Origin of the sequence: Sulfitobacter sp. UBA4523 (genome assembly GCF_002388305.1) — a bacterium.
GTDB classification, from domain to species: domain Bacteria; phylum Pseudomonadota; class Alphaproteobacteria; order Rhodobacterales; family Rhodobacteraceae; genus Sulfitobacter; species Sulfitobacter pontiacus.
Window position 1 is genome coordinate 151567 of record NZ_DGMH01000022.1, and the last position, 5267, is coordinate 156833.

Here is a 5267-nt window from a genome sequence, read left to right on the forward strand (position 1 = left end):
CGGGGCGCGTCACCCCCGCCGCATCGGTTTCATTGGCACGGCGCAGGATCACGCCCTGTACCGGCAAGGTCAGGTCGCCCTTCCGCCCTTCGAAATCGGCGGGCGCGTCCGCGATCGGGTCCGAGGTCATCTCGGACAGGCCGCTGGCGAACCCCGATAGCGTCTCGGAGGTCGAGATCAGGATCGCGGTGCGCACCGGGTCTTCGTTGAAGCGTTTGGGCAGATCGGTCCGGTTGGCCATCGCCTGATTAAGCTCTGTCCGGGCGCGCTGGATTTCCGTCAGCCCGTCCTGCAAGCGCTGTGCCGCATCGGTCTGAAGCGCCCGCAGGGTCTGCACGTCTTCAAGATCCTGCCGCAAGACATCGGCGCGGGTGTTCAGGGCCGGTGTCAGCTCTGCCAGCAGCATACCCGCGCGTGCGGTGCCAACGGGCCCTTCAGGATGCAGGAACAAGGTGGGCGACGGGTTACCGCCGATGCTTTGCAACACGCCCAGCAACTGCGCGACCTCGCCATCGCGGGCCTGTAGCTTTTTGCTCAGCTGCGCCTCGTTGATGGCCGCCTGACGCAGCCCCTCGCGCATGGCCCCAAGGCCGGTTTCAAACGCCTGAATCGTCTGGGTCAGCGCCTGCACGCGGTCCCGCGCCCCATCTGCGGCGTCCAACTGGGCAGAGGCCGCTTCAAGGTCGGCCATCGCGCGACGCGCCTGTTCTGCCGCCTCGGTTTGCGCAAACACGCCGACGGGCCAGAACATTAGGGCAAGGGCGCAAAGGCGGATCATTCGAGCAGCGACTTTCCCGTCATCTCGGCCGGTTGATCCAGCCCCATCAACTGCAACACTGTCGGTGCCAGATCGGCCAGACGACCGCTGCGCAGGCTGGCCCCATCGGGCCCGCCGACAACCGCCACGGGCACGGGGTTGAGCGTATGCGCCGTATGCGCCCCGCCGGTTTCGGGATCAATCATCGTTTCGCAATTGCCGTGGTCCGCAGTGACGATCATCGCGCCGCCGACCTCCTCAAGCGCCTCAAGCACGCGCCCAAGGCCGGTATCCACCGCCTCGCAGGCCGCGATGGCCGCATCAAGATCACCGGTATGCCCCACCATATCGGGGTTCGCGTAATTCACCACAATCAGGTCGTAGCGGTCCTTGATCGCTTGCACGAAACGGTCGGTGACTTCCGCGCAAGACATCTCTGGCTGCAAGTCATAGGTCGCCACATTCGGCGACTTGGGCATATAGCGGTCCTCGCCCGTTGTAGGGGTTTCCTCGCCCCCGTTCAGAAAGAACGTCACATGCGGGTATTTCTCTGTCTCGGCCAAGCGGAACTGCCGCAGGCCGTGCTGCGCGACCCATGCGCCAAGCGTGTTCACGATCTCGGGCTTGGGGTACATGGTGGTCATGAACGCCCCATGCGCGTCGGAGTATTCCGCCATGCCCATCACCGCAGACCACGTTGGCCGCGCACCTGTGTCGAAGGCATCAAACTCCGGATCCGCAAGCGCCGACATGATTTCACGCGCGCGGTCAGCGCGGAAATTCAGGCAGAAGATCCCATCCCCGTCCTGCACGCCGGTGTAGCCCTCCAACACCGTGGGCGTGATAAATTCATCGTTTTCGTCCAGACCATAGGCATCATTCACCGCATCGCGGGCGGTTGGGGCGGCACTGCCCTTGCCCTGCACGATCGCCTCATAGGCTTTGGCAACGCGGTCCCAGCGGTTGTCACGGTCCATCGCGAAATAGCGCCCCGAGACGGTCGCGATGCTCGCCCCGTCGGGTAAGGCGGCTTGCAGCGTCTCGAAATAGCCCAAGGCCGAGCGCGGCGCGACATCGCGCCCGTCGGTCAGCGCATGGATCACCACCGGAATACCCTGCGCCCGCAGCGCACGTACCGCGGCAATCATGTGCGTCAGATGCCCATGCACCCCGCCATCAGAGACAAGCCCCATCAGATGCGCCGTGCCGCCGGTCTGTTTCAGCGTCTCGGCAAAGTCCAACAACGGTTGATGGGTGGCAAACGCGCCTTCCTCGATCGCCAGATCGATCTGTCCCAGATCCATCGCGACGACACGACCAGCCCCGATATTGGTATGCCCCACCTCGGAATTGCCCATCTGCCCCTGTGGCAGCCCCACATCAGGCCCGAAGGTGGTCAGCGTCGCTGAAGGGCAGCTTTGCATGATCCGGTCGACATGCGGGGTCTTTGCCAGAAGGGGCGCGTTGCCCTGAGGGTCATCGCGCAGGCCCCACCCATCCAGAATGCACAATACGACAGGTTTTGGGGTGTTCATCCTGAGACCGCTCCGCAGGTTTACAGTGGTTTTCCGTCTTTTAGCGGCTCTCTGGCCGATGGTGAACCTAATTCAACGCAGTTTACAAACTTGTAAGCAGAGGGCGGCCAAATCACACGGCGCACCCTTGCCCTGCCTGCGCGGTTTGGTCATAAGATGGGCGCATCAAAGCCAAGGACGACAGCATGACATCCCAAGCACCGGAAACCCGCATTGTGAACACCTGGCGCGTCGCCTGTGACGGCAGCGAAGGCGCCTTGGGGCACCCGCGCGTCTGGCTGCAAATCCCGCAAGACAAGGGCTGGGTCGAATGTGGGTACTGCGACTGCAAGTTCATCCACGCCGAGTTTGAGGGCAAGGTCTGACCAAAGCGTTACGATGGCTGGGCGCGCTTGCGCTTTTGCCCGCGTGCTTTGTGCTTGCCGCAGTGATCGGTGCCCTCTGGGCCGCTCCTGCCTCTGATGAACCGCGCGCGGTGCCAACGCGCGAGGTGCTGCTGGTCCACGGACCCATCCACTATGATCTGCTGATCCCGATTGATGATATCTCGGGCCCGCGGTTTGCCGCGCTCGAGACGCGGGGTCTGCCGCTATCGCACCCCGATGCGCGGTGGCTTGTCATCGGATGGGGGGCGCGCAAGTTTTATACGGAAACCCCCACCTATCGCGAATTGAAACTCGGCAATGTCTGGCGCGGGATTATCGGCGATGACGCGGTGCTGCGGATTGATGTCATTGGCCCCATCGCCCCGACCGCCGAACGCCGGACCGTGACGATGACCGAAGGCGCGTACCGCAGGCTGGTCGCAAATGTCTGGTCGGCGCTTGACCCCGGCCCTGACGGGCTGCCGCAACGTGTCGATGTGGATGGGTATACCGCCACCGATGGATTCTTTGCCGCCAAGGGACGCTTTAGCATCCTGCGCACCTGCAACGTCTGGATCGGCGACCAACTCCGTGCGGCGGGGCTGCGCTTCGGACGCTGGACGCCGCTCCCCTTGTCGGTGAGCCTCTCCTGGCGCCTTTACCAAAGCGAGCCCCGCTAGGCAGGGACGCTCCGCGGGGAGTTTATTTGGCAAAATGAAGCCGGTCGCGGGCAATTGGCCGCTGGAGAGTTTGCCGGCTTCGTGGCACAAGAAAGCTTGTCTGAAAGAGGAGCACCGACATGTCCGGCACATTTGGCAAAGGTCACCATCTGCATCTGATCGACGGGTCGGCGTTTATTTTCCGCGCCTATCACGCGCTGCCACCGCTGACGCGCAAGTCGGACGGGCTGCCGATTGGTGCAGTGGCGGGTTTTTGCAACATGTTGCACCGCTATGTCGAAGGCAACACAGGCCCGGATGCACCGACCCATGTGGCCGTGATCTTTGACAAGGGCAGCCATACCTTCCGCAACGACATGTACGACAAATACAAGGCCAACCGCGAGGCCATGCCCGAAGACCTGCGTCCGCAGATCCCCCTGACCCGCACCGCCACCGAAGCCTTCAATATCGCTTGCAAGGAAAAGGAAGGTTTCGAGGCGGACGACATCATTGCCACGCTCGCCGTACAGGCACGCGCCGCAGGTGGCCGCTGCACCATCATCAGTTCGGACAAGGATCTGATGCAGCTGGTCGGCGGCGGTGTTGAAATGCTGGATGCGATGAAAAACAAGAGCATCGACCGCGACGGTGTGTTCGAGAAATTCGGCGTCTATCCCGATCGTGTGGTGGATGTGCAGGCGCTGGCGGGCGACTCTGTCGATAACGTCCCCGGGGCACCCGGGATCGGAATCAAAACGGCCGCTTTGCTGATCAACGAATACGGTGATCTCGATGCGCTGCTGGAGCGCGCAGGCGAGATCAAGCAGCCCAAGCGGCGCCAGACCCTGATCGACCATGCCGACCAGATCCGCCTGTCCCGTGATCTGGTCAAGCTGGACGAGAACACGCCGCTGGACTTCACCCTTGAGGATCTTGAGGTGCGCGACCCTGATGCAGATCAACTGCTGGGCTTTCTGGCCGAGATGGAGTTTCGCACCCTGTCCAAACGTGTGGCCGAGGTGCTTGGGAAAGAGGCCCCCACCATCGCCGAGGCACCGGTCGCCGCCGATGCCCCGGCCGCGGCGGATGTGCCCTTTGACGCAGAGCTCTATGAACACGTCAGTGACACAGCGGCGCTGCAGGCCTGGATCGACCGTATCTACGAATTCGGCTATGTCGCCGTCGATACAGAGACCACCGGGCTGGACGATATGGTCGCGCAGCTTGTCGGCGTTTCGCTCTGTGTCGAACCGGGCAAGGCCTGCTACATCCCGCTCATCCACAAGGCGCGCGGCAGCGATGATCTGTTCGGGAGTGATGATCTCGCCGAGGGGCAGATCCCTACCGAAGAGGCGCTGCGCCTGCTGACCCCGATGCTGGAGGATCCCTCGATCCTCAAGATCGGGCAGAACATGAAATACGACAGCAAGATTTTCGCTCAGCTCGGGATCAACGTCGCGCCCATCGACGACACGATGCTGCTGTCTTACGCGATGCACGCCGGGCTGCACGGCCACGGCATGGACACGCTGTCTGAACGCTATCTGTCGCACACACCGATCCCGATCAAGCCGCTGCTGGGGACAGGCAAATCCGCCATCACCTTTGATAAGGTGCCGCTCGCCGATGCGGTGAAATATGCCGCCGAGGATGCCGATATCACTCTGCGTCTGTGGCAATTGTTCAAGCCCCAGCTCCACCGCGTCGGGGTGACGAAGGTTTATGAAACGCTTGAACGCCCGCTTGTGCCTGTTTTGGCGGCAATGGAACGCTCTGGCGTGAAGGTGGACCGCGATACGCTGAGCCGGATGTCCAACGCCTTTGCCCAGAAGATGGCGGGGCTTGAGGACGAGATCTATGAGCTGGCCGGGCGCAAATTCAACGTCGGCTCGCCCAAGCAGTTGGGGGAAATCCTGTTCGACGAGATGGGTCTTGAGGGCGGCAAGAA

At 62.5% G+C, this 5267-nt stretch carries 5 protein-coding genes; 3 read left to right on the plus strand and 2 right to left on the minus strand.

Annotated features, from left to right (window positions below; genetic code table 11):
* The coding region (locus B3849_RS05485) for a murein hydrolase activator EnvC family protein (RefSeq protein ID WP_286779895.1) at positions 1-778 on the minus strand (778 nt) is incomplete at its 3' end.
* Complete coding sequence (gpmI, locus tag B3849_RS05490) at positions 775-2292, minus strand: 2,3-bisphosphoglycerate-independent phosphoglycerate mutase (protein WP_286779896.1); 1518 nt, start codon at positions 2290-2292, stop codon at positions 775-777. The genes gpmI and B3849_RS05485, both read right to left, overlap by 4 nt.
* 185 nt (positions 2293-2477) lie before the next feature.
* On the opposite strand from gpmI, the gene B3849_RS05495 reads away from it, so the two are divergent.
* The 3 genes from B3849_RS05495 to B3849_RS05505 all read left to right on the plus strand — a co-directional run.
* Complete coding sequence (locus B3849_RS05495) at positions 2478-2657, plus strand: zinc-finger domain-containing protein (protein WP_005850479.1); 180 nt, start codon at positions 2478-2480, stop codon at positions 2655-2657.
* 50 nt (positions 2658-2707) lie between these two features.
* On the plus strand, positions 2708-3337 hold the full coding sequence (locus B3849_RS05500; protein WP_278424953.1) for a TIGR02117 family protein: 630 nt from the start codon (positions 2708-2710) through the stop codon (positions 3335-3337).
* 119 nt (positions 3338-3456) lie between these two features.
* A partial coding sequence (locus B3849_RS05505; RefSeq protein ID WP_286779897.1) for a DNA polymerase occupies positions 3457-5267 on the plus strand: 1811 nt, incomplete at its 3' end.